Annotated in this window: 23 protein-coding genes; 11 read left to right on the top strand and 12 right to left on the bottom strand. The window is 54.2% G+C overall.

Annotated features, from left to right (window positions below; translation table 11 throughout):
* Entirely contained in the window at nt 1-1,296 is a 1,296-nt protein-coding gene (locus EX31_RS07080; protein WP_013575539.1) for an NCS2 family permease, read from the top strand.
* A gap of 127 nt (nt 1,297-1,423) precedes the next feature.
* Here EX31_RS07080 and ydfG read toward each other — a convergent pair whose 3' ends face one another.
* The 7 genes from ydfG to EX31_RS07045 all read right to left on the bottom strand — a co-directional run bounded on the left by ydfG (nt 1,424) and on the right by EX31_RS07045 (nt 8,505).
* Entirely contained in the window at nt 1,424-2,173 is a 750-nt protein-coding gene (gene ydfG, locus EX31_RS07075) for a bifunctional NADP-dependent 3-hydroxy acid dehydrogenase/3-hydroxypropionate dehydrogenase YdfG (protein WP_013575538.1), read from the bottom strand.
* Nucleotides 2,174-2,299: 126 nt separating this feature from the next.
* The gene (locus EX31_RS07070) at nt 2,300-3,355 is read right to left on the bottom strand and encodes an aldo/keto reductase (protein ID WP_013575537.1); all 1,056 of its coding nucleotides are present in this window, start codon (nt 3,353-3,355) and stop codon (nt 2,300-2,302) included.
* 25 nt (nt 3,356-3,380) lie between these two features.
* On the bottom strand, nt 3,381-4,475 hold the full coding sequence (locus tag EX31_RS07065; RefSeq protein ID WP_037034033.1) for an ABC transporter ATP-binding protein: 1,095 nt from the start codon (nt 4,473-4,475) through the stop codon (nt 3,381-3,383).
* Nucleotides 4,476-5,429, bottom strand: coding sequence for a carbohydrate kinase family protein (locus tag EX31_RS07060; protein WP_037034032.1), 954 nt, complete (start codon nt 5,427-5,429; stop codon nt 4,476-4,478).
* A gap of 26 nt (nt 5,430-5,455) precedes the next feature.
* Nucleotides 5,456-6,295 carry a carbohydrate ABC transporter permease gene (locus tag EX31_RS07055; protein WP_037034031.1) on the bottom strand — a complete coding sequence of 280 codons (840 nt, stop codon included), beginning with the start codon at nt 6,293-6,295 and terminating at the stop codon, nt 5,456-5,458.
* A complete protein-coding gene (locus tag EX31_RS07050; RefSeq protein WP_037034030.1) occupies nt 6,292-7,194 on the bottom strand; it encodes a carbohydrate ABC transporter permease in 903 nt (300 codons plus the stop codon). The genes EX31_RS07055 and EX31_RS07050 overlap by 4 nt, the downstream gene beginning before the upstream one ends.
* A gap of 60 nt (nt 7,195-7,254) precedes the next feature.
* Nucleotides 7,255-8,505 (bottom strand): extracellular solute-binding protein, encoded by a 1,251-nt coding sequence (locus tag EX31_RS07045; protein WP_013575532.1) that lies wholly within the window; start codon nt 8,503-8,505, stop codon nt 7,255-7,257.
* Between the two features lie 499 nt (nt 8,506-9,004).
* Here EX31_RS07045 and EX31_RS07040 point away from each other — a divergent pair, with 499 nt between their 5' ends.
* Nucleotides 9,005-10,177, top strand: coding sequence for an ROK family transcriptional regulator (locus EX31_RS07040; RefSeq protein ID WP_173362098.1), 1,173 nt, complete (start codon nt 9,005-9,007; stop codon nt 10,175-10,177).
* On the opposite strand, the gene EX31_RS25225 is transcribed toward EX31_RS07040, so the two are convergent.
* Entirely contained in the window at nt 10,146-10,694 is a 549-nt protein-coding gene (locus EX31_RS25225; RefSeq protein ID WP_197060712.1) for a YopT-type cysteine protease domain-containing protein, read from the bottom strand. The genes EX31_RS07040 and EX31_RS25225 overlap by 32 nt on opposite strands.
* Nucleotides 10,695-10,960: 266 nt before the next feature.
* Here EX31_RS25225 and guaD point away from each other — a divergent pair, with 266 nt between their 5' ends.
* From guaD to EX31_RS07000, 8 genes are all read left to right on the top strand, one after another.
* Nucleotides 10,961-12,313, top strand: a complete 1,353-nt coding sequence (guaD, locus tag EX31_RS07035) for a guanine deaminase (protein ID WP_037034028.1) — start codon at nt 10,961-10,963, stop codon at nt 12,311-12,313.
* Nucleotides 12,310-12,978, top strand: coding sequence for a TetR family transcriptional regulator C-terminal domain-containing protein (locus EX31_RS07030; RefSeq protein ID WP_013575529.1), 669 nt, complete (start codon nt 12,310-12,312; stop codon nt 12,976-12,978). The genes guaD and EX31_RS07030 overlap by 4 nt, the downstream gene beginning before the upstream one ends.
* 115 nt (nt 12,979-13,093) lie before the next feature.
* On the top strand, nt 13,094-14,497 hold the full coding sequence (gene xdhA, locus EX31_RS07025) for a xanthine dehydrogenase small subunit (RefSeq protein WP_037034027.1): 1,404 nt from the start codon (nt 13,094-13,096) through the stop codon (nt 14,495-14,497).
* Nucleotides 14,490-16,889 carry a xanthine dehydrogenase molybdopterin binding subunit gene (xdhB, locus tag EX31_RS07020; RefSeq protein WP_037034026.1) on the top strand — a complete coding sequence of 800 codons (2,400 nt, stop codon included), beginning with the start codon at nt 14,490-14,492 and terminating at the stop codon, nt 16,887-16,889. The genes xdhA and xdhB overlap by 8 nt, the downstream gene beginning before the upstream one ends.
* A gap of 11 nt (nt 16,890-16,900) precedes the next feature.
* Nucleotides 16,901-17,671, top strand: coding sequence for a xanthine dehydrogenase accessory protein XdhC (xdhC, locus tag EX31_RS07015; RefSeq protein WP_037034025.1), 771 nt, complete (start codon nt 16,901-16,903; stop codon nt 17,669-17,671).
* A 243-nt stretch (nt 17,672-17,914) separates the two neighbouring features.
* Nucleotides 17,915-18,982, top strand: a complete 1,068-nt coding sequence (locus EX31_RS07010; protein WP_037034024.1) for an ABC transporter ATP-binding protein — start codon at nt 17,915-17,917, stop codon at nt 18,980-18,982.
* Nucleotides 18,983-19,006: 24 nt separating this feature from the next.
* Complete coding sequence (locus EX31_RS07005) at nt 19,007-20,005, top strand: ABC transporter substrate-binding protein (RefSeq protein ID WP_037034023.1); 999 nt, start codon at nt 19,007-19,009, stop codon at nt 20,003-20,005.
* 19 nt (nt 20,006-20,024) lie between these two features.
* The gene (locus EX31_RS07000) at nt 20,025-21,755 is read left to right on the top strand and encodes an ABC transporter permease (RefSeq protein ID WP_037034022.1); all 1,731 of its coding nucleotides are present in this window, start codon (nt 20,025-20,027) and stop codon (nt 21,753-21,755) included.
* Between the two features lie 38 nt (nt 21,756-21,793).
* On the opposite strand, the gene EX31_RS06995 is transcribed toward EX31_RS07000, so the two are convergent.
* The gene (locus EX31_RS06995; RefSeq protein ID WP_037034021.1) at nt 21,794-22,402 is read right to left on the bottom strand and encodes a hypothetical protein; all 609 of its coding nucleotides are present in this window, start codon (nt 22,400-22,402) and stop codon (nt 21,794-21,796) included.
* 265 nt (nt 22,403-22,667) lie between these two features.
* Here EX31_RS06995 and EX31_RS06990 point away from each other — a divergent pair, with 265 nt between their 5' ends.
* Nucleotides 22,668-23,363 carry a GntR family transcriptional regulator gene (locus EX31_RS06990; protein ID WP_037034019.1) on the top strand — a complete coding sequence of 232 codons (696 nt, stop codon included), beginning with the start codon at nt 22,668-22,670 and terminating at the stop codon, nt 23,361-23,363.
* A 50-nt stretch (nt 23,364-23,413) separates the two neighbouring features.
* On the opposite strand, the gene fetB is transcribed toward EX31_RS06990, so the two are convergent.
* The 3 genes from fetB to EX31_RS06975 form a co-directional block, all read right to left on the bottom strand.
* Nucleotides 23,414-24,187, bottom strand: coding sequence for an iron efflux ABC transporter permease subunit FetB (gene fetB / locus EX31_RS06985; protein ID WP_013575520.1), 774 nt, complete (start codon nt 24,185-24,187; stop codon nt 23,414-23,416).
* Entirely contained in the window at nt 24,174-24,845 is a 672-nt protein-coding gene (fetA, locus tag EX31_RS06980) for an iron efflux ABC transporter ATP-binding subunit FetA (RefSeq protein ID WP_013575519.1), read from the bottom strand. Before fetA ends, fetB begins: the two co-directional genes overlap by 14 nt.
* Nucleotides 24,846-25,007: 162 nt before the next feature.
* Nucleotides 25,008-26,549 (bottom strand): YdgA family protein, encoded by a 1,542-nt coding sequence (locus EX31_RS06975; RefSeq protein WP_037034018.1) that lies wholly within the window; start codon nt 26,547-26,549, stop codon nt 25,008-25,010.
* Between the last annotated feature and the right edge of the window lie 15 nt (nt 26,550-26,564).

Genomic DNA, 26,564 nt, shown 5'->3' with positions numbered 1-26,564 from the left:
ATGTTAGAAAAACTATTTAAGTTAAAAGCTCACCGTACTAACGTGCGGACTGAGATTGTGGCTGGACTCACTACATTTTTAGCAATGGCCTACATTCTGTTTGTTAACCCGTCTATTTTGGGCGCGACGGGGATGGATAAAGGTTCGGTTTTCGTGGCTACTTGTCTTGCTGCCGCAATCGGTTCCGCACTGATGGGCTTTATCGCCAACTACCCGATCGCACTGGCTCCGGGCATGGGGTTAAACGCCTTCTTCACCTACACCGTGGTGCTGCATATGGGTTACACCTGGCAGATCGCGCTGGGGGCCGTTTTCCTTTCAGCCTGTATTTTCTTCGCGTTATCGATTTTTAAAATCCGCGAATGGATTATCCGCAGTATTCCGCTGCCATTGCGTTCGGCCATTGCGGCGGGTATCGGTTTATTCCTGGCGCTGATTGCGCTGGAAAATGCCGGTATCGTGATCGCTAACCCGGCGACGCTGGTCGGTCTGGGCGATCTGACCAAGCCGGGTCCGCTGTTTGCGATGCTCGGTTTCATTCTGATTGTGGTGCTGGAAGCGCGTAAAATCACCGGTGCGGTGCTGATCGGTGTGCTGGCCGTGACCGTTCTGGCGATTGCACTGGGTTATTCGCCGTTTGGCGGCGTAATGTCGATGCCACCTTCCATTGCGCCAACCTTCATGCAACTGGACATCAAAGGCGCGTTTAACGTTTCGCTGATTAGCGTGGTGTTCGCGTTCCTGTTCGTGGATGTGTTCGACAACTCCGGCACCCTGATTGGCGTGACCAAACGCGCAGGGCTGGCGGATGAAGACGGCAATATCCCGAAAATGGGCCGTGCGCTGGTCGCTGACAGTGCGGCGGCATTGTTCGGTTCACTGCTCGGCACCTCAACCACCACCAGCTACATCGAATCCGCAGCAGGCGTGAGCGCTGGCGGACGTACCGGTCTGACGGCGATTGTGGTGGCTATTCTGTTCCTGCTGAGCCTGTTCTTCGCTCCGCTGGCAGGCAGCGTTCCGGCCTTCGCAACGGCTCCGGCTCTGTTGTTCATTGCGGTTCTGATGACGTCTGGCCTGGCTGAAATCGACTGGAAAGACATCACCGTGGCAGCACCTGTTACCGTGACTGCGCTGACCATGCCGTTCACGTATTCCATCGCCAACGGTATCGCATTTGGTTTCATCACCTGGACGCTGGCAAAACTGCTGACCGGTCGCTGGCGTGAGCTGAATTCTGCGCTTATCGTCTTGTCGATTCTGTTTGTGATTAAACTGGGCTGGCTGAGCGCGTAATAGGTTTTCGGTTGCCGGATGTCGGAAAGGCGCGGGGAGGTTGCCGCGCCTTTTTTGTGCGCACTGATAAAAGGCAGATAATAAAAAAGCAGCCGGAGCTGCTTTTCGTGTCAGTCAGGGCGCAATATTACCCTTCGCGATGTACCTGCAAACCGGCGAGAGACTGGCTGACCGGCATCATTTCGATGCTGTTGATGTTGACGTGTGCCGGCAGGGTGGATGCCCAAAACACGGATTCGGCCACATCGGCTGCGGTGAGCGGATTAGTGTTATCGTAGGTTTTACTGACTTTCTCGTCGTCGCCTTTAAAGCGCACGCTGGAGAATTCAGTACCACCGCACAGACCCGGTTCGATATTGGTGACGCGAACGTGGGTGCCATGCAGGTCGGTGCGCAGGTTCAGACTGAACTGACGCACAAACGCTTTGGTCGCGCCATACACGTTGCCGCCTGCGTATGGCCAGTTGCCTGCGGTGGAACCGATGTTGATCACATGCCCGGTGTTGCGTTCAACCATGCCCGGCAACACGGCGCGGGTCATGTACACCAGCCCTTTGGTGTTGGTGTCGATCATTTTGTCCCAGTCTTCCAGCGAGGCTTTATCCGCTTTTTCCAGACCGAGTGCCAGACCGGCGTTGTTAACCAGAACATCAATGTTACGCCAGTCAGCAGGCAGGCTGGCGATAGCTTCTTCAATAGAAGCCCGGTTAGTCACGTCCAGTTCAACAGCGTACAGCGCGTCTCCCAGTTCGGCTTTCAGGTCATCCAGACGCTCTTTACGGCGACCGGTGGCAATCACTTTATGGCCTTCTTTAACAAATTTACGTGCGATTTCAGCACCAAATCCGGCAGTTGCGCCGGTAACAAAAATAATCATCCCGGTATTCCTCAGTTTTTAAGCAAGGTGTGCACGAGGCCCACTAAAGAAACTCTTTAAGTATTAACACAAAAATAACGAGACCGGCATAGTCAACCGGTCTCAGTGCGTATCATTTTGTTGCAGTTACTTTTTCAGATAGGGCGCGATCAGCGATAAATCCGCTACAGACAAGCGATCCGGTGCGGTCTGCGCCTGATGCCAGTAAGGATACAACAAAGGTAACTGGCTGACCTGATTAAGTCGTTCAATTTCTTCGTTATTGAGGGTTAAATCAGCGGCGAGCAGGTTATCCTGCAACTGCGTGTCGTTGCGCGCCCCGACAATCACCGACGTCACCTGCGGACGGGCAATCAGCCAGGCCAGCGCAATCTGCGCCGCAGAAACGCCACGGGCTTCGGCGATGTCCACCAGCACATCGACCACGTCGTACAGCGCACTTTCATCACGCACCGGCGGTTCGCCCCAGTCGGCCAGATGACGGGTGCCTTCCGGTGCCGCCTGATTGCGGCGATATTTACCGGAAAGCAGGCCGCCTGCCAGCGGGCTCCAGACCAGCACGCCCAGCCCCTGATCCTGCGCGGCGGGCAGCAACTCATATTCAGCTTCACGCGCCTGCAGGGTGTAATGGATTTGCTGACTGACCGGACGGATATAGTGATTAGCGTCGGCCACGCCCAGCGTTTTCATCACGTGCCAGGCGGAGAAGTTAGAGATACCGACGTAACGCACTTTGCCACTGCTGACCAGATCGTCGAGCGCCCGCAGCGTTTCTTCCAGTGGCGTCAGGCCGTCCCATTCATGCAACTGATATAAATCCAGATAATCCGTGTTCAGACGTTTCAGGCTGGCTTCACAAGCGCGCAGAATATGATGACGGGACGAACCACGGTCATTCGGGCCTTCACCCATTGGAAAGCGGGCTTTACTGGCCACCAGCACGTCGTGACGTTTGTTGCCCAGTGCTTTACCAAGAATCACTTCCGATTCACCGCCTGAATAGACATCGGCGGTATCGAACAGATTAATCCCGGCATCAAGACATAATCCTGTCTGGCGTTGTGCGGCCTCAACGTCAGTTTGCCCGGTTTTGGCAAATTTCCCCTGACCACCAAACGTCATGGTACCCAGGCTGAGAACTGAAACTTTCAGGCCAGACCGGCCTAACAGACGGTATTCCATAGTTTATCTCCATTGAGCGTCATTTTTACCGCAGATCCTCTGCCAGCCGTTCACCGGTCTGGGCATCAAACAGATGGATCGCCTCGCGGTTGGCATCGAGATACAGCGGCTGACTGGCGCTGATACGGGCGCGTCCGGCGAACTGAACGTGCAGCGGGAAACCGCACCAGTCGATGTGCAACAGGCTGCTTTCTCCGGTCACTTCCAGCAACCGTAATGTGGCGGCAGGTTGGGTACTGTGCTCTGCCGGTTTTAAATCGTGCGGACGCAGGCCGAGCGTGACGGGTTCTCCCTCAGCGTGCCGTGCCTGCAACGCCCACTTCTCCGGCAGTGCGAACCACAACTGATTACAGTTCACACCTGGCTGACCGTCAATATTGCGGAAGACACCGCTGAGCAGATTCATCGGCGGTGAACCGATAAAACGCGCCACAAAGGTATTTACCGGCTTGTCGTAAATCGACAACGGGTCGCCCTGTTGTACGATAAAACCGTCTTTCATCACCACGATATTATCGGCCAGCGTCATGGCTTCGATTTGATCATGGGTCACATATACCGTGGTGGTGCGGAACTGCTGATGCAGAGATTTGATTTCGGCGCGCAGTTCCATACGTAACTGGGCATCGAGGTTGGAAAGGGGCTCATCGAACAGAAACACTTTCGGATTACGCACCAGCGCACGACCCATCGCCACACGCTGACGCTGACCGCCGGACAAATCTTTCGGCAGGCGTTTCAGTAAGTGATCGATACCCAGCACTTTTGCGGCCTGTAGCACTTTGGCCTGTTGTTCGGCTTTCGGCACTTTCTTCACCTGCATGTGGAACGCCATGTTTTCGGCCACGGTAAGATGCGGATACAGTGCGTAACTCTGGAATACCATCGCAATATCACGATCGGCGGGGTCAAAATTATTGATCTGCTGTTTATCGAGCAGAATGTCGCCGTCAGACAGGGATTCCAGCCCGGCCAGCAGGCGGAGTAAGGTGGATTTTCCACAGCCCGAGGGGCCGACCAGCACGGTGAAACTGCCGTCAGGGATGGTCAGATCCAGCGGTTTCAGCACCTGCACTTTGCCATAATGTTTGGCGACTTTTATCAGTTCTACCAGAGCCATTTAGATTTTCTCCACAAGGCCAAAAAGTGATTGCCAGTCAGGGTAACGGCGCGGGGAACTGCTGATGGCACAACCGGCAACGCGAACCCCCCATTGCAGCGCCGTGGCAGGCGGCAGGCCATAAATCAGCGCGGATAAAAACCCGGCATTAAAACTGTCACCGGCACCGATGGTATCGACCACCCCGACCGGTTCGGCGTGCTGGTGCAGCGTCAGATTTTTGGCCCACAGACGCGCCCCCTCCGGCCCGCATTTCGCCACGCAAAAGGCGTTATCCGCCATCTGCTCCAGCAACGTCAGCGCGGCGACGTCCAGTGTGGTAGCGTCTGCCAGCCCGAGTGTTTCGACTTCATTGAGCAGCAGCGCATCGCAGAATGGCAGCCATTTTGCCGCCTGTTCACGCAACGCATCGCTCCAGTCTTCCGGCGGCCAGCCACTGTCGACAGCCACCTGATAACCACGCTGTTTCAGCGCTGCCAGCAGTTGCGGATAGTCGGTGTAAAGCGCGGTACACAGCCAGGTGCCGCACAGCAATACCCAGTCTCCGGACTGTGCCGTTTCAGGGATTTGCCCCAGAACGTCCTGCATGGACAGGCGCACAATATGTCCCTGATTACTGAAAAATGTTCTTTCGTGATCAGGATGTGTCACGCCAAAGGTCAGCGAGGTTTCGCAATCGCAGGTCGGCCAGCGTGAGGCGCTTTCCGGGAACATACCTGCCAGCCAGCCGCTGAACTGGTCATTGCCCTGATTTGCCACCAGACGAAAAGGGGAACCGAGCGCAGAGAGTGCCAGCGCGCAGTTTCCCGCCGACCCGCCGGGGCGCAGTGAACTGCTTTCGAGCATCGCTTCCGTGCCTTTTTTCGGCCATTCGTGCAACGTGCTCATGATCAAATCCACGTTGATATTGCCCGTCACATACAGCGTGGCGCGGGTCAGAGGTTTTGTTGTCATTGATGAGGTTTCCCTGATGTTCATTTTCAGCCCTTGCTGCCGCCGGCGGTCAACCCGCTGACCATGGTTTTTTGCAGCCAGAGCGCAATAAAGAGCGGCGGAATGGCCGCAAGGATCCCGACAGCGGCAATCAGACCGTCGTCAGTGGCGCGTCCGGCGGTGAATCCGGCGATGGTGACCGGCAGCGTCTGGGCATCGATATTGTTGGTAAACAGCAGGGCGTAGAAAAATTCATCCCAGGCCAGCAACCAGCCAAACATCGCCGATGCACCCAGCGCCGGTTTTGCCAGCGGCAGGGTGATGCGCAGCAATACTTGCCAGTAACGCAGCCCGTCGAGACGCGATGCCTGTTCGATATCCACCGGCAGTGCGTCGAACTGGTTTTTCAGCATCCAGGTGAGGAACGGCAGGATCATCGAGCAATACACCAGAATCAGCCCGAGATGGGTATTGAGCAGCGCAAGCTGTTGCAGGATGAAATACAGCGGCAGCACAAACGCCACCGGCGGAACCATGTAAATCGCCAGGCTGCCAAACAGCCAGCCGTCGCGACCGGGATAGCGCGAGAAGCTATAGGCCGCCGGTATTGCCAGCAACAACGACACCAGTGTGGCACCACAGGCGACCAGCACACTGTTGCCGAGCGCATGCAGGAACAGCGCGCCGGGCGTTCCGGCCTGTAAGGTCAGCAGGCGGGTATAACGGTTGAAATCCCAGTGGCGCGGCAGCCATTCCAGCGGAATGCGGGTCAGATCTTCCGCCGAGCTGACGCTCATCAGGAACATCCACAGCAGCGGGGCAAGAATCGAAACGGCCACCATCAGCGCCGCAAAGTAACGTAAAACGAGCCGGATTTTTTGTTTCATTCGCTGCTCCCTGAACGGCGCTGACGCAGTAACATCACCATGTAAATCATGATCAGCAGTGCGCAGATCAGCGTCATGAGTATCGCGTACGCAGCACCGCTGCCAGCGCGCAGATAACTGAACGATTCCTGATAGACAAAGAAACTGACGGTTTTGGTGCTGTCGAGCGGCCCGCCACGGGTCATGACATAAATGATGTCGAAGATTTTGAAGGCGTCGATGGTGCGCAGGACAAGCGCGACGGCCAGCGGTGCGGCAATCGCCGGTAAGGTGATTTTACGAAAACGGCGGAAAGCCGATGCGCCGTCGAGCCGCGCGGCTTCGAATAAATCTTCCGGAATGGTTTGCAGCGCCGCCAGCACCAGCAGGGTGATCAGCGGATAGTTTTTCCAGATATCCGCGAACATCACGGCATTGATCGCCGAAGACGGATCGCCGAGCCAGCTACGGTAGGCGTCAATCAGCCCGAGCTGAGAAAGCAGGGCATTAATGCTGCCGTAATCGGGATTAAAGTTCAGCCGCCACAGGGTGGCGTTGACGATAGTCGGCAATGCCCATGGCAGAATCACCAGCACGCGCAGAGCGCTGCGTCCCCAAAACGGCTGGTTCAGCAACAGCGCGACCAGCACGCCGATGATGCCTTCAATAACCACTGAGACGACAGTGAAATAGAGCGTCCGCCAGAGTGCGGCGCGAAAATCCGGATCCGTCAGCGCATAGATGAAATTCTCGCTCCCCACCCAGTTGGGCGCAGAACCGTCGCCGATTAACCCGGCATCCGTAAAGCTGAGCCACAACGTGCGGGCGAGCGGCCAGGCGGTCAGTAAGAACATCATCAGAAGCATGGGCGCAAGCAGCAACCAGGCCTGACGTTTCTCGCGTTGGGGTAATGTCAGCATATCTTTTCCCAGCCCGTCCGGCCGGAACCGGGCGGGCTATTATAGTGTTGGCTTTAAAACTTAACGTAAACGATCAGCGGCTTTGGTTGCGGCTTCCATACCATCCTGAGCCGGGGTTTTACCCTGCAATACCGCCTGAATGTTTTGCTGCAAGATGTTCGACAGACGGGAGTAATCTGCTGTAACCGGGCGCGACAACATCACATTCAGCGAGGTTTTCGCCGCCGCGATCAACTGCTCCTGATCTTTCTGCACCGCCGGATCTTCATAAGACGATTTCCAGATTGGCAGGCTCAGTTTGGCGTATTTGTTCTGCACTGGCTGCGACGTCATGTAGCTGATGTATTCCCATGCCTGGTCCGGATGTGCGCTGGCTTTGGCGATGCCCAATCCCATCGACCCGTTAACGCCGGATGCGCCACCGGCGGTTTCACCCGGTGCCGGAATGACCCCCACGTCACCCGCGACTTTGCTCTGTTTCGGGTCATTCGCCATGTTGTACATGTAGGTCCAGTTCAGTGCGAAAGCCGCATCACCGTTGGAGAACGACTTACGCACATCTTCTTCCAGATATTCACGCGAATTCGGGTTAGTCAGCCCTTTATCCAGCGTCTCTTTCATGTAGCTGATGGCTTTCATCGCGCCGGAATTGGTGAAATTCAGCTTGCCGTCTTTGTAGAAATCCCCTTTGAACGCCGATACCAGCGTGGTGTAGTCGCACAACAGCGCTTCGGATTGTGACCAGCTCCAGACCAGCGGATATTTCACGATGCCTTTTTCTTTCAGGATCTCAGATTGCTTTTCAACATCAGCCCAGGTGGCGGGCGGGGTAGTGATCCCGGCTTTGGCCAGCATGGCTTTGTTGTAATACAGATATTTGGTATCGAGGATCCACGGCATCCCCCAGCGTTTATCTTTGTAGGTCACGGTGGAAATCGCGCCGTCAAAAATCTTATTGCTTTCTTCAGCCGGAATACGCGCCGTGACATCCTGCAGCAGGCCGTATTTGTTAAATTCAGCAGGCCAGATCGCATCGAACAGCACCACGTCATAACCTTTGTCACCGGCACCGCGTGCGGCGACGATTTTGTCGTGCAGGGCTTCATACGGCACAAACTCCAGGTTCACTTTGATATCCGGATGCTGTTTAGTGAACTCGGCGGTCATTGCGCGGATATCCGCTTCGCTGTACGCCGCCTGAGTCATAAATAAGGCACTGAGCGTCGTATCGGCCAGCGCGCTGGCGGAATATCCCAGGGTGAGGGCAGAGAGGGCGCACAGGGTGGCCGCAGGGGTAAATCGTAGGCTCATCGTCATTCTCCGAAACAGGGTTAGGTTTATTAAATCAATTTGATTGCTTTAATCGGCTAAAAAAAATGGGAAGGCATAATTCTGCCAGTCCCTGCGTCCCTGCCGGATTTACCCTTCATACTTCGGGCTGCTGATGCGTTGGCTACGCTCCATCACCCGAATCACTGACTTATGTCAGCTCATCGGGATTCACTCGCTTGCCGCCTTTCTGCAACCCGAATTATCTTAGGTATAAAACGTGTGCTACACGGATGATTCAAATCTAAATAGTGACTGGCGATTATTATTAACATGGCAATAACATTCAAAGCTGTGATGCCACCGTCATATTCATATCATCCCAGGTTAACCCTAAATAATTCGGGTTGCAGGAAGGCGGTAAGTGCGCGCAACCAACGCATCTGCAATACGAAGTATGACGGGTTAATAAAATCAATTTGATTGCTGTAATCACTCGCCACATACTGCCCGCAAGGTCTTCACCGTGGAGAGGGATGTGATAACAACGTCTGGTACCAATCTTGAGCACGCCCGTGCTCACAATCGTCGGGTGGTGATCGAAGCCATTCGCCTTAACGGTGAACTGACCCGCGCTGAAATCGCCCGGCTGACGTCGCTCACCCCCCAAACGGTCTCCAACATTGCCACCGAACTCGAGCAGGCGGGTATCCTGTCTTCCCACCTGCCGCGCCGTGCGGGAGGGCGTGGTCAGCCAGCAACGCCACTGACACTCAATCCTGACAGCGCCTATTCAATAGGCATCCATCTTGATCATCAGTCGCTGCTGACTGTGCTGGTGGATCTGACCGGAACTGTTCGCTTTCGCAAACTGATCCATGTACAGAAACCGCAGCCAGAGCCCACGCTGGCTCTTATCGATCAGGTTCTGCAAGAAATGCGCCAACAGGTGAAAATTGACTGGCGAAAAATATTAGGCGTGGGTGTGGTGATGCCGGGGCCGTTTGGCGTAGAAGGGATTTCCTCACAAGGGCCGACCACGCTGCACGGCTGGGATAATATTGATATTGAAGCGCGTTTAAGCGCCGCGACCGGCTGGCCGGTGACGCTGGAAAACGATGCGACGGTAGCCGCAATCGGTGAGCGTTTTCACGGTGTTGCCAAGCAATTATCGTCGTTTGTGTATCTGTATATCGGCACCGGGCTGGGTGCCGGCATCTTCACCGACGGCCGGATTTACACCGGTCATGCACACAATGCGGGCGAAGTCGGCCACATTGTGGTGCAACCGGGCGGGCGGGAATGTTATTGCGGCAACAAAGGCTGCCTCGAACGTTATGTTTCTTTGCAGGCGGCGTATGAAGCCTGCGGACTGGATCCGATGTCGGCCATGCCCGAAGACCTGCTGAAAGTCGATGAAAAAGTGTTCGATAAATGGCTCGATACTGCCGTCGAACCGGCACTGCAGGCCATCAATATTATGGAATGCGTGTTCGATGCGCAGAGCGTGATTATCGGCGGCACCATGCCTAAGCCACTGGTGGAAAAGCTGATTAAGCGCCTGACACCCCTGTATAATTCGGTGCGCAGCCGGTACGCGCAGAGTGCACGCATTCGCCTCGGGATGTCCGGCAGCGACACACCCGCGCTCGGTGCTGCCGCGTTGCCAATATTTGATGAATTCAATCCGCAATATGAAGTGCTGTTGAAATAGTGATGTTTAAGTGCTTTGATTTATATTGTGTTATCTGCAAATAGGGTGTGCGTGAAGGGGGATATTTTTTTGATATCCAGTCCTGACAAATAAAAGAAGAAAAACTTCTGCTTTTTGTTATCTCAAACTCACCCAGATTGGGGTCAAATATTTTATAAGTCCCTTTATGTATGCTCATGCCAATGCAGTGTGAGTAACCATTTTTTGAATAAACAACGATACTGAAAACACCCCTGATGGTGGATCTTGCAAATGACTGAAAATCATTTGTTTTTAAATCAACTTGTCTTATCGGGTAAAATAAGTCGCTGTTGAAAGCCAGGTTTATTTTTCCAGATATCAGGTACTTACAGGTTAATGCGCGTTGGCGGGAAATAAAGTTATAAGTGTTTTTATAGAATAAAAAAGATTGAGGTTTCTCAGAAAGTTCATGCTGGATCCATGAACTTACCATGCCGGCACATACGCCATAACCTGAAACTGATATATCCCTGGTTTGTGTTTTTAAAAATGCCATCTGGTCAAGATGAAAATTACATGTCATGTGTTTTGTAGTCATAAAGATAGAGATTAATTAATGATTTCTGATGGGGCTAAATGTTATCACACGCACGCATCAGAAGATGTCTGGCATAGCTAAATGAATTATTTTCGATCCGGTATTGAAATTTCGAACCAACCGGTCTGACTCTTTGATCTGACCGGTTGGTCAGATTTGGCATAAGCTTTGCAAATGTTCTGTTATCAATCGTGAACGAGAATGTTGCAGAGAAGGACAATGCCATGAGTCAGATCATCACCCGCGCCGTCCGCGGAAATTTCTTCGATATCCGCGAGCCGGTATTACGGCCGGAAGATTTAGAAGCGCAGGTGCGTTATATCGAAGACGGCCTGATGTTGCTCAGCGGCGGCACAATCATCTGGCTGGGAAGCTGGCAGGAAGGTGAGGGCAAGCTGGCGCTGGCACGTAAAACCGCTGTTCTGGAAATTGATGATTATCGCGACAAGCTGATCGTCCCGGGCTTTGTCGATACGCATATTCACTATCCGCAGACCGAAATGATCGGCGCGTACGGCGAGCAGTTGCTCGAATGGCTGACGCGCTATACCTTCCCGACCGAACAACAATATCACTGCGCGGATTACGCCAGGCGCATGTCGAAATTCTTCATCAGTCAGTTGCTGCTTAACGGGACCACCACGGCGCTGGTGTTTGGCACCGTTCATCCGCAGTCCGTCGATGCCCTGTTTAAAGAAGCCTCCGACATCAATATGCGGCTGGTGGCGGGCAAAGTGATGATGGACAAAAACGCCCCCGACGCCCTGCTGGAAACCCCTGAAGAAAGTGAAAGTGACACGCGCGGGCTGATTGCGCGCTGGCATAACCGCCAGCGTCTGAGCTATGCGCTGACGCCGCGTTTTGCGCCGACATCTTCGCCTGAACTGCTGCAAAAAGTGCGGCTGCTTAAGCAGGAATTCCCCGACGTGTACATGCATACCCATCTGAGCGAAAACGTCGCTGAACTCTCGTGGGTGAAAGAAATGCACCCTGAACATCAGCATTATCTCGACGTTTATCATCAATACGGACTGACCGGCGAACGTTGCGTGTTTGCGCACTGTCTGCATCTGGATGACAGTGAATGGGATTGCCTGCACGACACCGATTCGACTATCGCTTTTTGCCCGACGTCTAATCTGTTTCTGGGCAGCGGTCTGTTTAATTTGCAGAAATCCTGGCAGAAACAAATTCGCGTCGGCATGGGCACGGACGTCGGTGCGGGCACCACCTTCAACATGCTGGAAACGCTGTCAGAAGCCTACAAAGTCGGGCAACTGCAGCGTTACCGTTTATCCGCATTCGAAGCCTTCTATCACGCCACACTCGGCGGCGCACGGGCGCTGCACCTCGACGATAAAATTGGCAACTTTAATACCGGTAAAGAGGCGGATTTTGTGGTGCTCGAACCGGGTGTCAGTGCGCTGCAAAAATTACGTGCCACCAACAGTAAAACGCTGGCTGAAAAGCTGTTTGTGCTGATGACGCTGGGTGATGACCGCAATGTGTATTGCACCTACGTTGACGGCGAACCGGCGTATGTACGGGATGCTCAGCGGGAGGAACTCTCAGCATGATGAACAGTGATACCGGCGGCAAAGTCCGCCTTGCGCGTGAACGCACCCTGGAAAATATCCACGCGGCGGCCATTGCAGAATTCAGTGAAAAAGGTTTTCAGGGGGCAACCACTCAGGCCATTGCTCAGCGCGCCGGGATCAAAAAAGCCCAGTTGCATTACTACATCGCGGGCAAAGAAGAGTTGTACGAAGAACTCTTGCAGAAAGTGCTGAAAGTCTGGGGCGATATCATTCAGTTCGACCCGTCCCTCAGCGAACCCGAGGCGGTGCTCAGTCGTTATATCCGCAATAAGCTGAATTTCTCGTTCGATCAGCCGCAACTGTCGCGCATTTTCACCAGTGAGGTGCTCGGCGGCGGTCACTATCTGCATAAATACTGGCCGCTGGCCACGCAGAATATCACCGGCAAAGAGAACCTGATCCATCAGTGGATTGAGCAGGGGAAAATCCGTGCGCTGGATGCCCGTCTTTTCATCATGCATATCTGGGCGGTGACGCAGTATTACGCCGATTTTGCGGTGCAGGTCAAGCATATGTACGGCAATTTCGAAGGCGATGAACAGGCGCGTGAACACATTATTGGTGAGGTTACGACACTGATTCTGAATGGCTGTAAAGCCTTTGCTCCTCCCCCTGCGAAGGGGGAGGCCGGGAGGGGGTATTAAGGGCAAACTCCCAGTCAAAGCATACATCAACTTTTTGATTTTGCTTTAAAACCCCACCCCAACCCTCCCCTTCGCAGGGGAGGGAGCAAACCAGTGATTTTTGAAGGATATGATCATGATCCAATTTCTGATGAACGGCAGGATCCACACGGAAAATCTGCCCGCTGACACGACGGTATTACAATATCTGCGCCGCGATGCAGGGCGCTGTGGTACCAAAGAAGGCTGTGCCTCCGGTGACTGCGGCGCCTGTACGGTGGTGCTGGCAGAAAAGCAGGGTGAGCAACTGCAATACCGCACGGTCAACGCCTGCCTGACCTTTATGCCTGCGGTGCATGGCAAACAGCTTATTACGGTTGAAGATCTGAAACATCGCGGCGAACTTCATCATGTACAACAGGCGATGGTGGATAATCACGCTTCGCAATGCGGTTTCTGCACGCCGGGTTTTGTGATGTCACTGTTTGCGATGGAAAAAAATAAACCTGTTTTTACGGTTGAAGGCGTGCAGGACACCCTTTCCGGCAATCTTTGCCGCTGCACGGGTTACCGGCCAATCATGGATGCGGCGAAAGCCATTTGTGAAGCCCCGCAGGCCGATCAGTTTGATGCTGATGCCCGGCAAACGCTGGAAAAACTCGCCGCGATATCCGCGACTGAACAGCCGGTGACTATTGATGAACTGGCCGGACGTTATCTTGCCTGCCCGGATTCCCGTCTGGTGGCAGGCGGTACCGATCTGGCGCTGGAAGTCACACAACGTTATCAGCGCCTGCCGAAGCTGATTTCGCTGAGTCATATTCCCGAACTCAAGGCAATTACGCTGACCGGTCAGGCTATTCATATTGGCGCAGCCGCGCCACTCAGCGCTTGTATGCCGTTTTTACATGAAGAGTTCCCGGCGTTTGGCGAGTTGCTTGAACGGTTTGCATCACAACAAATTCGCAACCAGGGGACCTTCGGCGGCAATATCGCCAACGCTTCGCCAATCGGTGACGGCGGGCCGGTGTTGCTGGCGCTCGGCGCTTCGCTGCTGCTGCGGCGTGGCGCTGAACAACGGGAGTTACCGCTCGATCAGTTCTTCCTCGGTTATCGCAAAACTGCGTTGCAGCCGGGCGAATTTATTGAACAAATCCGCATTCCCCGCAATACCCCGGCGGCACGCCAGTTACGGGTTTATAAAGTGTCGAAACGGCTGGAGGACGATATTTCTGCGGTCTGCGCGGCGTTGCATATTGAAGTGCTAAATGGCGTGGTGGTGCATGCACGTGTGGCGTTTGGCGGCATGGCGGAAGTGGCGAAACGGGCCAGCGGCTGTGAGGCGCAATTACTTGGTCAGCCGTGGCAGACGGCAACTGTCGAGCGGGCCTGTCAGGCGCTGGAACTGGATTTCACGCCAATCAGTGATTTTCGTGCCAGCCGGGAATACCGCATGCAGGTGGCGAAAAATCTGCTGCGCCGCTGCCATATCGAAATGACTTCTCCTGAAACACTGATGCGGGTAACACATTATGTCTGAATCGAAACCATCACTTTCTCAGGCTGAGATGGAAACGTTGTTCCGCACGGGGTTGCAGAGCGGCGTGGGCAAAAGCCAGAAACATGAAAGCGCGGAGAAACATGTCAGCGGTGAAGCGGTGTATATCGATGACCGGCTGGAATTCCCCCGTCAGTTGCATCTGGTGCCGCTGCTCAGCCCTCATGCGCATGCTGACATTTTGCATATTGATACCGAACCTTGTTACGCCGTACCGGGCGTGGTGCGGGTGATGACTGCACAGGATGTGCCCGGCAATCTGGACATTGCGCCGCTGACCCATGGCGATCCGCTGATGGCGCAGGGCACCGTGCAGTATGTCGGCCAGATTGTGCTGGTGGTGGCGGCAACCTCAATGGAAGCCGCCCGGGCGGCGGTGGCGCTGGCGAAAGTGGAGTATCAGCCGCGTGACGCGGTGCTGACGGTAAAACAGGCGCTGGCGCTGGAACATTACGTCGAAGAACCGCATCAGCATAAACGCGGTGACGCTGAGATGGCGCTGGCCTGTGCGCCGCACCGTTTACAGGGCGAACTGGAAATTGGCGGCCAGGAGCATTTTTATCTCGAGACGCAGATTGCCTCAGTGATGCCCGGCGAAGACGGCGCGATGCTGGTGTACAGCTCGACACAGCATCCGACAGAAGTGCAGAAACTGGTGGCCTCGGTGCTGGATTTGCCGATGCACAAAGTGGTGGTTGATATGCGACGCATGGGCGGGGGTTTTGGCGGCAAAGAGACGCAGGCCGCTGGTGCAGCCTGCCTTGCCGCGCTGGCGGCGCATCTGACCGGACGTCCGGCAAAGATGCGGCTGTCGCGTCAGGATGACATGCTGATCACCGGCAAGCGCCATCCGTTTCATGTCAGCTATGACGTAGGGTTTACCGATGACGGCGTCATTCACGGTATCGACATTAAACTGGCGGCCAACTGCGGTTATTCGCTGGATCTCTCCGGTTCTATCGTCGATCGCGCCATGTTCCATTCCGATAACGCCTATTACCTCGGCGATGCGCTGATCACCGGTTATCGCTGTAAAACTCATCTGGCGTCGAACACCGCTTACCGCGGATTTGGCGGCCCGCAGGGCATTGTGGCGATTGAGCACATCGTTGATCATATTGCCCGCGAACTGGGTCTGGATCCGCTGACGGTACGTAAAAATAATTACTACGGTCAGGAAGTCCGCAACGTTACGCATTATCACCAGCCCGTCGGGCAAAACCTGTTGCAGGAGATGACGCAGCAACTGGAGGATAGCGCGGAATACACCGCAAGACGTGACGCTGTCACGAAATTTAACCGCAGCAACCCTTATCTGAAAAAGGGGCTGGCGCTGACGCCGGTAAAATTTGGTATCTCCTTCACCGCCAGTTTCCTCAATCAGGCAGGCGCGCTGGTGCTGGTGTATACCGATGGCAGTATTCAGCTCAATCACGGTGGCACCGAGATGGGACAGGGGCTGAATACCAAGGTCGCGCAGGTGGTGGCTGAGGTGTTTCAGGTGGATATCAGCCGGATTCAGATCACCGCGACTGATACCGGCAAAGTGCCCAATACCTCGCCGACGGCAGCGTCATCCGGCGCTGACCTGAACGGTAAAGCGGCGCAAAACGCGGCGGAAATCATCAAAGGGCGCATGGTTGAGATGCTGATGCGTGTTCATGATGCACAGGAAACTGACATCACCTTCAGCAACGGTCAGGTGCGCGTTAAAAATCAGTATTTCAGTTTTGAACAGGTGGCGACCCAGTGCTGGCTGAATCAGGTGCCGCTGTCCAGCACCGGCTATTACAAAACACCGAAGATTTTCTATGACCGCAGTAAAGCCGCCGGGCATCCGTTCTATTATTTCTCCTACGGCGCGGCTTGCGCGGAAGTATTGGTCGATACGCTGACCGGTGAATACAGGCTGTTGCGGGCAGACATTCTGCATGACGTCGGCGACTCACTGAATCCGGCGATTGATATCGGTCAGGTGGAAGGCGGATTCGTGCAGGGCATGGGCTGGCTGACCACGGAGGAGCTGGTGTGGAATGACAAAGGGCGCTTAATGACCAGTGGTCCTGCGGCGTATAAAATTCCGGCAATTGGCGATATTCCGCAGGATTTGCGTGTGAAACTGGTGGAGAACCGTAAGAATCCGGAAGATACCGTTTTCCATTCCAAAGCCGTGGGTGAACCGCCGTTTATGCTCGGGATATCCGTCTGGTGTGCCATCAAAGATGCCGTCGCCAGCCTGGCCGGTTATCGTGTACATCCGCACCTTGATGCACCTGCCACACCGGAAAGAGTGCTTAACGCCATAAATCAGATGCATTTTCAGGGTGACGTTGTCACTTATCCCGCTATGGTTAGCGCAAAAATTGCCGGCTGACGGAGGTTCTCATGCGTACTGATGACTGGGTAACGCGTTTACATGACCTGCAACGTCGCGGGGAACCGTGCGTGGTGGCGACGCTGGTGGAGAATCAGGGCTCCACGCCGCGCGATGCAGGCAGCAAAATGCTGATCACCGCTGACCAGCAATTTTATACGCTGGGCGGCGGCAATCTTGAGTTTCAGATTACAGCCATTGCCCGCGAGATGTTGCAGCAGGGTGCGAAAACCAGCCGCTTCGAACGCTTTTCATTAGGGGCGCGGCTCGGACAATGTTGCGGAGGCATGGCGTCGGTGTTGCTTGAACCGCTGGGGCAACCGCAACCGCACGTTGTGGTTTACGGCGCAGGTCATGTCGGGCGGGCACTGGTGAACATTCTCAGCACCTTACCCTGTCGCATTACCTGGGTAGATGCCCGTGCCAGTGAGTTTCCGGCACGGGTGGACCCGCAAGTCACCTGCCTTGTGGATGAGGAACCTGAAAGCACGGTGGCGCAGATGCCCGCTGACAGTTATTTCATGGTGCTGACGCACGATCACCAGCTGGATTTCGCCCTGAGTGAGCGCATCCTGAAGCGCGGCGATTTCCGCTACTTTGGCCTGATTGGCTCGGATACCAAGCGTAAACGCTTTGATTACCGTTTATCGGGCAAAGGGATTTCGTCTGAGCAACTGGCGAGAATGCGTTGCCCGGTGGGGCTGCCCGATGTGCGCGGCAAACTCCCGGCAGAAATTGCCGTGGCGATTGCCGGAGAATTTATCGCCGCGTATGGAAAATGATTGTTTCTTATAGATAATCTTTTTTCTATTCAGAACTCTTCAGATATTGCATTGATTTATAATGTGTTTTAATTAAAAGGAAGTGATTCATTTTAATCAGGAAGTTATATCGCATTTATGTCTTCTCCTGCCATGTTGTGTCGAACCAAACCTTCGCCACCGGTTCATAAAACAGTCACAAAACCGCAGTAATTTGTTTCCTCATTGAACGGGCCAGTGCCGCTTTGAGGAAACATCCGACGCATGTCTGCCATACAGATTTCCCACCTGAGTAAATCCTTTACCACTCAGCCGGTGCTCAATGACGTCTCGCTGCATATTCATCACGGTGAGTTTGTTGCCGTGCTCGGTCCCTCAGGTTGTGGCAAAACCACGTTGCTGCGTACCATCGCGGGATTCGAGCCGGTAAACAGCGGCACAATCATCGTCGGTGAACGACTGTTTTCATCCACCGGCGTCCATGTTCCAGCGGAAAAGCGCGATCTGGGCATTGTGTTTCAGAACTACGCGCTGTGGCCGCATATGTCGGTGGAAGAAAACGTAGCGTACAGCCTGAAAGTGGCGGGGATGGATCGCCATGAACGACGCACGCGAACGCAGGATGCGCTGGCGCTGGTGGGACTGAGCGATTACGCCATACGCCGTCCTTCCGATTTGTCCGGCGGTCAGCGACAACGTGTGGCGCTGGCTCGTTGCCTGGTCACACGCCCCGGCGTGGTGCTGCTGGATGAACCGCTGGCAAATCTTGATGTGCATTTACGTGCGGCGATGGAAGAAGAGTTCCGGCGTTTTCATCAGCACACCGGCGCAACGCTTTTGTATATCACCCACGATCAGCAGGAAGCGATGGCGATGGCTGACCGTGTCGTGGTGATGAACGAGGGCAAAGTGATGCAGTTTGCTACGCCGCAAACGCTGTACCGTGAACCAGCCAACGCCATGGTCGCGACCTTTATCGACGAGGGTCGCGTTATCCCGGCACAAAATATTCAACCCGCCGAAAACGGCACGGCCTGGGCCGATGTTTTCGGTATGCGTATCCGGTTACGGGCTCCGGCACATCAGACAACGGTGAGTGAGGCACAGGTGTGTGTCCATGCTGCGGATTTACGTTTTGCTCAGCACGGCGAACCGGGCATCGCTGCGCGGATCACCCGGGTGATTTACCGCGGCGGCTATCACCAGATTGACGTCGCGCCGGTAAACACGCCTGCGCTGAAGCTTTCCCTTCATTCCTCTGTTTCGCCCGATAGTTACGCGAGTGACGTTGTCACTTTCGTCATTGCCGACGGCTGGATCCTTCCCCAATAATTTTCTCATTCTAAGGACAGGGCTATGCATATTTTAAAAACCATCACGTTATCCTTGAGCGCATTGCTGATTTGCGCCACGCAGGGAGAGGCAAATGCTGCCGAAACCGCCTCCGGAAAGCTGGTGGTTTATACCTCTCAGGCACCGGAAATTGCCCAGCAAACGATTGACGCCTTCAAGGCGGCTTATCCCGATGTGCAGGTGGAGTGGACGCGCAACGGCACGACGCAACTGATGAATGTTTTGCAAACTGAGATGATGGCCGGGGACGTAAAAGCTGATGTGCTGCTGGTTGCGGATTCCATCAATCTGGGCGCGTTGAAAAAAGACGGCAAACTGATGGCCTATACCGATGCGCCGGTGGGAAATATCAGCCCGGATTTTTACGACAAAGATAAAACCTGGTTTGGCACCAAAATTATCGCCACAGTCATTGCCTACAACACTAAGAACGCCACACCGGTTGATAGCTGGATGGCGCTGACCGAACCGCAAAACAAAGGTCAGGTGGCCGTGCCAAGCCCGCTTTATTCCGGGGCGGCGTTGTATCACCTGCATACGGCCATTAATACGCCGGACATCGGCTGGGCGTTTTATCAGAAACTGGCGCAGAACGGCATTACCCCGGAAGGTGGCAACGGCCCGGCGCTGAAAGCGGTAGCGAGTGGCATGGCGAAGTATGGCGTGATTACCGATGCCGATATTATCCGCGCTAAAAAGCAGGGCTCGCCGATTGATCTGGTGTATCCGAAAGAGGGGGCTTCATTTGTGACTGAGCCGGTAGCCATTCTTTCCGGGGCACATAACGTGCCTGCGGCGAAGGCGTTTGTTGATTTCATGCTCTCACCGCAGGGCCAGCAATTGGTTGCGAAACAAGGTAACCGGCCAATTGAATCCGGCATTGCGGCACCTGAAGGCTTTGCACCGCTGGATTCGATTAAGCTGCTGACGCTGGATTCGGATAAAGCGGTGGCGGATGATAAAGAAGTTCGCGCGAAATTCACTGAAATCTTCGGTGGCTGACAGCCCAAAGGACAGCCAGATGAGCGTGATGAGTGAAATTCAGCGCCGCGCCACCCCCTCGCGTCGGTTCTGGCCGGGCAGCGAGAAGTGCGTGCTTTGGGCACTGACGTTGCTGATCGGGTTATTGTCGATAGCGCCCCTGATGCGACTGGTTTGGGCGGCAATGGCGCCTGAAGGTGCGCCGGACATCTCGCGGCTCAGCCATTTACTGGGCACACGAAAAGTCCTGACTGCCACGCTGAATACACTAACGATTGCTGTCGTCTCAACTTTTCTGGCGATGGTGCTGGGTACGGTGGCGGCGCTGCTGATCGCGCTGACTAATTTGCGCGGTAAGCAGGCCTGGGTATTTACTTTTATTCTGCCACTGATGATCCCGCCGCAGGTGACGGCGCTGGCGTGGGTTCAGGCACTTTCGCCATCCAGTCCGGTATTGCAGTGGCTGGGGTTAACGCTGCCCGCCGGTTCGACTTCGCCGCTGTATTCGCTGACCGGCATTATTGTTCTGCTGGGATTGCACAATGCGCCGCTGGTTTTCCTGATGGTGCGGGCCGGGTTGCGCAGGTTGCCAGCCGAACTGGTGGAGGCCGCGCGCAGCGGTGGGGCACAACCGTGGCGGGTATTGTTTACCGTGATTTTGCCGCTGGTGCGCCCGGCTATTTTTGCCGGTGCGGCACTGTCGTTTGTCACCGCAGCGGGTAATTTTGGTATTCAGGCAATGCTCGGCATTCCCGGTCGTATCCCGACGCTGATCACGCTGGTGTATCAGCAACTCAACAGCGTGGGTGCGTTGGCGCTGACGGATATGGCAGTGCTTTCGCTGCTGATTGCCGCTATTACGCTTGCCGGACTGATGTTCAGCCGCTGGCTGGGCGGGCGGCAGGATGTGCGTGTCACGGGGACGCCGCGCGCGCTGCATCAGTCTCTGGGGCGATGGCGTTTACCGGCAGAAATTGCGGCCTGGCTGTGGATGTCGCTGACGCTGTTATTGCCGCTTTCCGCGCTGATGACCACGTCCCTGACCACGGGTTTTGGTCAGGCACTGACCTTGCAGAGTCTGACGCTGAGCAATTATGCCAATGCGCTGTTCGGGTATCCGGCAATCCGCCATGCCTTTATGACCAGCCTCGGGCTGACCGTGATGACCGCGCTGATCCTGACACTTTCCTCGTTATTTCTGGCGTATTTCCTGAGCTGGCAGCGAACGCGGCTGGTGCGTATTTTACAACTGTCGACCGAACTGGCTTACGCGTTGCCGGGGATAGTGACCGGAATTGCGGCGATCCTGTTTTTCCTCAAACCGTTGCCACTGGTGCATGTCAGCCTTTACGGCACGGTATGGATTATCCTGGCGGCTTATCTTTCCAGTTTTATGGCACTGGTGCTTCGTCCGACGCTGGCCGGTTTTGCGCAAATCGAGCGTTCGCTGGATGAGGCCGCACAAATATTCGGTGCCAGTTTCCTGCAACGGATGCGCGATATAGTGATGCCGCTGGCGGCGCCGTCGGCCATGGCGGGCACGATTCTGGTGTTCCTGACCGCACTGAATGAGATTCAGGTGTCGATTCTGCTGGTCACATCCGGTACGCAAACGCTCGGACCGATGATTGTGTTTCTTGATGAAGGCGGTTCTTCCACGCTGGCCGCAGCCGTGGGGTGCCTGATGATTGGTGTGGTGCTGGTCTTTATGCTGCTAGCGTCGCTGTTTGCGCGTCGATTGCCGGAAGGCGTATTGCCGTGGCGCGTCTGACATTCTGCCTGCTGCAGAAATCCGCAGCAGGCAGAATTTTACAGGGTTTTCAGTGGTTCACTGCGCTGCCAGAAAGCAACTGCAGAACCCAGACACAACAGATAACCCATCAGTTCGGTGCCTTCTTCGACAATATTTTTCACTGTCCGTACGTATTCGCCTTGCATTACCACTTTCCAGATCATATTCATCCCAAAGACCCGTGAGAACACCAGGATCAGTACCAGACCGCAAACCATATAGTGACAGGCCGGATGAACCAGAAAAGCTGATAATCCGCGCAGGCTGGTTTTCGGCGTGATGCAGGCCCAGGCGATACAATAGACCGCGAACAGGCTGGCGAAATACACCCATGAGCCGTAGTGGATCAGGTCAAACAGGGCATCGAGTTCGCGGATAAGCATGCAGAAGAAGAACCCGCCAATCAGGATCATACCTCCCCGCAATGCCGGATGTTTTCTGGCCTGTAAGAAAAACAACGCGCTGATGGCCAGCAGTGAAAGTTCCTGAAGGAACTCAGTGGCGGAAATTTCCTGGATACCGTCTTTAAATATGGCCACATCCAGCCAGATGACCAGCGCGGTACAAATGGCTCCCAGGGCTAATAAGATAAAATTGAGTAAGTGTTTAAAAAATGTGTGTTTCATTATTGTCCTGATTTCAATACGTTGGCGTGCATACTTCACGTGTTCTGAACATTTTTCTGCGTTGCGTGAGGTGCTGCAAGGATACGGAAGGTGATAACAGGGATATTGTGAATGCGTGCGGGAATGATAATTATTATGAATGTTATGTGCTATTTATTGGGATTTCTCGCATGATTTGAAACCCCACGTCATTTACTAATGACGAACGCGAGCAGATGGTGATAGGTTGCACGGAAACTGCCAGAGAGAGGCCATTTAGCAATCCATGAGTAATCAAACTACAACCGCCAAGCAGCTGGAAGTTCAGCGCATTGTCGATGTTCTGTCTAAAGCCATCGCGCAGCAACGCCTGCGTCCGGGCACCCGGCTGGTGGAATCACAGCTTGTTGACGCGCTGGGTGCTAACCGTAACCACGTTCAGGTGGCGTTACAGCGTCTGGCGATGCAGCGAATTGTGACCATCGAACCTAACCGTGGCGCAATGGTGGCGCAGCCCACCGCCAAAGAAGCGCGTGAAGTGTTCATCGCCCGTCGTGCTATCGAACGGGCGATCGTTGAATGCATCGGACCGGACGTGATCCGGCGTCACCGTCACCGTATTAGCACCCATCTGCGCGGAGAGCGTGAAGCTGTGCAATCTGAAGACCGGCGCGCCATTGTGCGTGAGCTGAGTGAATTTCATCTTATTCTCGGGGAAATTTCGGGCAATGATGTTCTGAGTGAAATTCTGTCGAATCTGATGGTGCGCAGTTCCCTGATTGTGTCGTTGTACCAGCGTAACGAAGTGCCTTCGTGCCAGTGTGATGAACATCAGGCGATTATCGATGCACTTGAAGCGGGGGATAATACGCAGGCTGCTGAAATTATGCAGGAACATCTGGACGATCTGGAAGGGGTGTTGGATCTTGATGACGAGGCCGCCGGAGAGGTGAATCTGCGTCAGGCATTGTCTGATTTATAAAGCCTGAAAAATCCTGCCCGCCGGTTTTCGACCCGCGGGCAGAATACGTATTACGATGATTTCAAATCGCGCAGCTGCGCACGGTCATTGTAGAAACGTTTGTAAGCGAGATAACCGGCAATAATCGTCGATAAGCTCGCGGTCGCCAGCAGCATAAAGGTCACCATAATCTGATATTTGATGGCTTTCACCGGATCGATACCCGCAAAAATCAGCCCGGACATCATGCCCGGCAGGCTGACAATCCCGACGGTTTTCGCTGCATCTACGGTCGGGATCATGGCGGCACGAATGCTGTCACGGATAATCCGGTCGGAAGCCATTTTTACCGGCGCGCCGAGGCTCAGCATCTCGAGGATCTTTTGCTGATTATCGAGAAAACGCTGGTTAAGATTGCTGTAACACAGGCCTACTGCCACCATCGCATTCCCGGCAATCATCCCCGAAATCGGAATCACCTGCATAGGCAGAAATTCGATCGAACCGCTGAGGATCAGAATCATTAATGTCAGCGAGGTACCCACCGTAATGGCGATAAAAGAAATGATAAATCCGTTATCGATATTACGGCTGCGCTTTTTGGCATTCAGCGCCGCATTCACGCAGATAAACAGCACCATCAGCACGGTTAACAGGCTGTTATTGATATCAAAAATGTATTTGAGAACGTAGCCGACAATCACCAGTTGTACGATAGCGCGGGCAACGCTCCAGATGATGTCTTTTTCCAGTCCGAGCTTTTCTTTCTTGCTGACGAGCAGGGCGACGACGACCAGGATCAGCGCGAGAGCCAGAGACTGGTTGGTAATATTATGCTGATTCATGCGACGCGCTTCCTGATGAATGACGGGTCAGGGTAATGACGTTTTTGGCGTGGCGGATTTCGTTCAGGTCATGGCTTACCCATAACACCGCGATCTGCTCTTTCTCAACCAGCCCGGCAATGATGTCGTTGATGTTGATTTTATTCTCTTCATCCAGCGCGCTGGTGATTTCATCAAGCAATAAAATATCCGGCATAAATTGCAGATTGCGCAGCAATGCGATGCGTTGCTTTTCCCCGCCGGAAAGCTCCTGCGTACGTTTGGTCAGCATGTCTTCGGATAAATTTACCTGTTTCAGCCAGTCGCGAAGCTGCCCGTCATCAGGTTTTTTATTGCGGATCTGATAAGGCAGGGCGAGGTTATCGTAAACCGTTTCGCCAAATAACGACGGTGTCTGGAAGCAATACGATACGCGCTGGCGGTACGCTTCAGGTTTGATCTGCGTAATATTTTCGCCTTTGAAGTAAAGATTTCCACCGGTCGGATTTTGCAATGACGCAATAATCTTCAGCAACGTACTCTTTCCGCTCCCTGAAGGGCCGGTCAGTAAGGTAAATTCCCCCGGATTCAGGGTGAGGGAAACAGGCTCCAGCAGCGGGATATGGTTGAGTGTAAAAGAAACGTCTTGCAGACGAAGGAGGTCAGTGGGAGTGGTCACGCCTGAGAATCCTTTGGTAGCGGAGGTTTTACGCCTTCCCCACTCATGAGGGGAAGGTTGGGATGGGGTGTGAACTTTTACTAGACCAGAACACTGGCAGAAAGTTCGGTTGTAAAACCGTCTTCCAACCTCCCCCCTGGCAGGGGGGAGATGTAAAGAAGATTACTGAGCCGGGACGGGGGCAGGTGCCGGAGCCACTGGCGTTTCCTGATCAGGGGTTGCTGCCGGCGCTGCCGGCCCACCCAGAATACCGAAAAGACCGGCGAATTCCTGCAATGTCATTTTCTGGCCATTCAGGTCAACCTGATTGTCAGCGTAATGGAAGCTGCTGGTAATAGTGTCGTCTTTCACGGTGGTCAGTTTAAACATCTGACCCATTGCCGCCAGACCCTGAACCTGCTGCTGTGCCAGTTTAGCGGCGTCGTCTGCGCTGTAACCTTCCAGCTGAGCCACCTGCGTGGTGACCTGAGTGGCCATCGGCAGAGGAATAGTCAGTTTGGCATCAACCTTGTTTACCAACTGAGACAGCATTTGATCCTGAGTCTGTGCTGGCGTTGCGGCCGGATCTTTGAGATCCAGTTGCAGGGTGAAGTTACTTTCGCCTTTGCTGTTTTTCCAGCTCAGCGGTGCAATGCTGATGCCCGGATTGCCTTTGAGCAGCAGTGGCAGGTTAGCCAGCAGTAAATCGGTAGCCTGTTGCTGATAAACAGCCGGATCAATCTGACCCTGTTGCAGCAGAAGTGCGCGGGATTGCTGGTTATAGTTGTCTGCGAACTGTTTCATCGCCGCGCCATCGAGTTTATCCAGCTTCAGTGTCAGTTTGGCTGAACCGAAATCTGCACCCTGAATTTTCAGTGCGTCGAGGGTGTAATCCTGCTGACCGGCGATGTTATTGCCATTTTCAGAGAATTTGCTCACCAGTTTGAAGTTATCCAGCGAAGCGGCATCTTTGCCGTCAACGTTCACCAGGATTTGCTTCACAGTCAGGTTTTGATCACCCACGCCGACCTGAAACTTACCTTGTTTGGTGTCGCTGTCCATGCTGAAACCGGCCAGGGTCACTTTTTCAAGCTGACCCCACTGATTTTTAGAGGTCAGAGCGATGCTGTCGGTGCTGGCGTCCAGCTTCATGGCCGTCAGATCTTTGTCGACATCGACATTGATTTTACCGCCAGAGAAGGCCAGCTGGCTTTCATCTTTCTGATACGTCACAGGAATGATGTCAGCCGCCGAGGAACTTGCGCCGCTGTAGGAAACGCGGGTGTCAATCGTGACCAGAGATTTGCCTTTGGTGACATCAAACAGACCTTTCACCGTTGGCGTGTTTTGCAGCTCTGAATGAACAGAAGCCATGCTTGGGATCAGATTGAATTTTTTCAACTGAGCGGCAGGGAAAGGGCCGTGATCGATAGTTTCGATAAAGGCAATTTCGTCACCCGTTTTCAGTACGCTGGTGCCCGCCGTTGCGGCAGCAGGCTCCGGTTGCAGAACAATGCGCATTTTGCTGCTGAACAGCCCGCGCTGATAATCCTGATAGCTGACTTTCAGCCCGGCTTTCGGATAAGCACTTTGCAACTGGCTGTTAGCCGCCGCAACCTGTTCATCCATATGTTGTTCGATCAGCTTGCCCGTATACCACGAGACGCCTGTCCAGGCCGCGCCAAGGACTACAATGACGCTTACAGCGACTAACGACTTCTTCATATCTCTGTTTATCCT

The organism is Rahnella sp. WP5 (assembly GCF_000745615.1).
Lineage (GTDB): Bacteria > Pseudomonadota > Gammaproteobacteria > Enterobacterales > Enterobacteriaceae > Rahnella > Rahnella aceris.
Note: the sequence above shows the minus strand (reverse complement) of the source record. Positions and strands in the feature narration are given on the sequence as shown.

What these genes read in the sequence shown, in the direction of transcription:
- xdhA (WP_037034027.1), top strand. Translation starts at nt 13,094, where the DNA reads ATGATCCAATTTCTGATGAACGGCAGGATCCACACGGAAAATCTGCCC.
- EX31_RS07070 (WP_013575537.1), bottom strand. Translation starts at nt 3,355, where the DNA reads ATGGAATACCGTCTGTTAGGCCGGTCTGGCCTGAAAGTTTCAGTTCTC.
- EX31_RS07030 (WP_013575529.1), top strand. Translation starts at nt 12,310, where the DNA reads ATGATGAACAGTGATACCGGCGGCAAAGTCCGCCTTGCGCGTGAACGC.
- EX31_RS07045 (WP_013575532.1), bottom strand. Translation starts at nt 8,505, where the DNA reads ATGAGCCTACGATTTACCCCTGCGGCCACCCTGTGCGCCCTCTCTGCC.
- EX31_RS06975 (WP_037034018.1), bottom strand. Translation starts at nt 26,549, where the DNA reads ATGAAGAAGTCGTTAGTCGCTGTAAGCGTCATTGTAGTCCTTGGCGCG.
- guaD (WP_037034028.1), top strand. Translation starts at nt 10,961, where the DNA reads ATGAGTCAGATCATCACCCGCGCCGTCCGCGGAAATTTCTTCGATATC.
- EX31_RS07000 (WP_037034022.1), top strand. Translation starts at nt 20,025, where the DNA reads ATGAGCGTGATGAGTGAAATTCAGCGCCGCGCCACCCCCTCGCGTCGG.
- fetB (WP_013575520.1), bottom strand. Translation starts at nt 24,187, where the DNA reads ATGAATCAGCATAATATTACCAACCAGTCTCTGGCTCTCGCGCTGATC.
- EX31_RS07010 (WP_037034024.1), top strand. Translation starts at nt 17,915, where the DNA reads ATGTCTGCCATACAGATTTCCCACCTGAGTAAATCCTTTACCACTCAG.
- EX31_RS07065 (WP_037034033.1), bottom strand. Translation starts at nt 4,475, where the DNA reads ATGGCTCTGGTAGAACTGATAAAAGTCGCCAAACATTATGGCAAAGTG.
- xdhC (WP_037034025.1), top strand. Translation starts at nt 16,901, where the DNA reads ATGCGTACTGATGACTGGGTAACGCGTTTACATGACCTGCAACGTCGC.
- EX31_RS07005 (WP_037034023.1), top strand. Translation starts at nt 19,007, where the DNA reads ATGCATATTTTAAAAACCATCACGTTATCCTTGAGCGCATTGCTGATT.
- ydfG (WP_013575538.1), bottom strand. Translation starts at nt 2,173, where the DNA reads ATGATTATTTTTGTTACCGGCGCAACTGCCGGATTTGGTGCTGAAATC.
- xdhB (WP_037034026.1), top strand. Translation starts at nt 14,490, where the DNA reads ATGTCTGAATCGAAACCATCACTTTCTCAGGCTGAGATGGAAACGTTG.
- EX31_RS25225 (WP_197060712.1), bottom strand. Translation starts at nt 10,694, where the DNA reads ATGGCATTTTTAAAAACACAAACCAGGGATATATCAGTTTCAGGTTAT.
- EX31_RS07060 (WP_037034032.1), bottom strand. Translation starts at nt 5,429, where the DNA reads ATGACAACAAAACCTCTGACCCGCGCCACGCTGTATGTGACGGGCAAT.
- EX31_RS07080 (WP_013575539.1), top strand. Translation starts at nt 1, where the DNA reads ATGTTAGAAAAACTATTTAAGTTAAAAGCTCACCGTACTAACGTGCGG.
- EX31_RS07055 (WP_037034031.1), bottom strand. Translation starts at nt 6,295, where the DNA reads ATGAAACAAAAAATCCGGCTCGTTTTACGTTACTTTGCGGCGCTGATG.
- EX31_RS06995 (WP_037034021.1), bottom strand. Translation starts at nt 22,402, where the DNA reads ATGAAACACACATTTTTTAAACACTTACTCAATTTTATCTTATTAGCC.
- EX31_RS06990 (WP_037034019.1), top strand. Translation starts at nt 22,668, where the DNA reads ATGAGTAATCAAACTACAACCGCCAAGCAGCTGGAAGTTCAGCGCATT.
- EX31_RS07050 (WP_037034030.1), bottom strand. Translation starts at nt 7,194, where the DNA reads ATGCTGACATTACCCCAACGCGAGAAACGTCAGGCCTGGTTGCTGCTT.